Source organism: Aerococcus sp. L_32 (genome assembly GCF_050689315.1).
Genome location: NZ_JBOEQF010001126.1, coordinates 1 through 597, shown reverse-complemented (window position 1 = coordinate 597; position 597 = coordinate 1). Strand labels below are relative to the sequence as shown.

The 597-nt window shown below is 41.5% G+C and carries 2 protein-coding genes; one reads left to right on the top strand and one right to left on the bottom strand.

Going from position 1 to position 597, the window contains the following annotated elements; genetic code table 11:
* Window positions 1-59 precede the first annotated feature (59 nt).
* Entirely contained in the window at window positions 60-191 is a 132-nt protein-coding gene (locus ACRCJ0_RS18525; RefSeq protein ID WP_431391647.1) for a hypothetical protein, read from the bottom strand.
* A gap of 103 nt (window positions 192-294) precedes the next feature.
* Between ACRCJ0_RS18525 and ACRCJ0_RS18520 the strand changes: the two genes are divergently transcribed.
* A partial coding sequence (locus ACRCJ0_RS18520; protein ID WP_431391646.1) for a DEAD/DEAH box helicase family protein occupies window positions 295-597 on the top strand: 303 nt, incomplete at its 3' end.

The following is a 597-nucleotide window of genomic DNA, read 5'->3' as shown; positions in this document are numbered from 1 at the left end:
TCTTAAGTAATCATAAGAGAAAATGTCTTGGGCAGATCAAACTTGGTGGAAATAGCGAGCTAATAGATACCATCAAGAATATGACTTGTCTCTTGTAAAAGGATTTTGTTCAAAAATTTATTGGCATTGGCAAGGAAAAAAAGCTGGTGATTTTGAAAACTGATACCTGTTTCACTTGGATCGTCAGCCAAGTCGCGAACCCCCTTTTTTCAAGGGCTAAGGTTTCGGCTTTAATCACTTAGGTGGTATAATATTAGGGTATGTAATTGTGTATTTTAAAAGGAAGAGAGGTTCATGATGATAAACCAATTTGATTTAGTTTCGGAATATGAACCGAGTGGGGACCAACCGGAAGCCATCAGAAGAATTGTGGAACAGGTGGAGGCTGGCGGTAAGGCGCAAGTTTTACTAGGTGGTACGGGGACTGGGAAGACTTTTACCATGGCCAATGTGATCGCCCAAACCAACCGACCAACTTTGGTTCTAGCCCACAATAAAACCTTGGCAGGTCAGTTATACGGGGAGTTGAAAGATTTCTTCCCGAATAATGCGGTGGAGTATTTTGTATCTTACTACGACTACTACCAACCGGAAGCA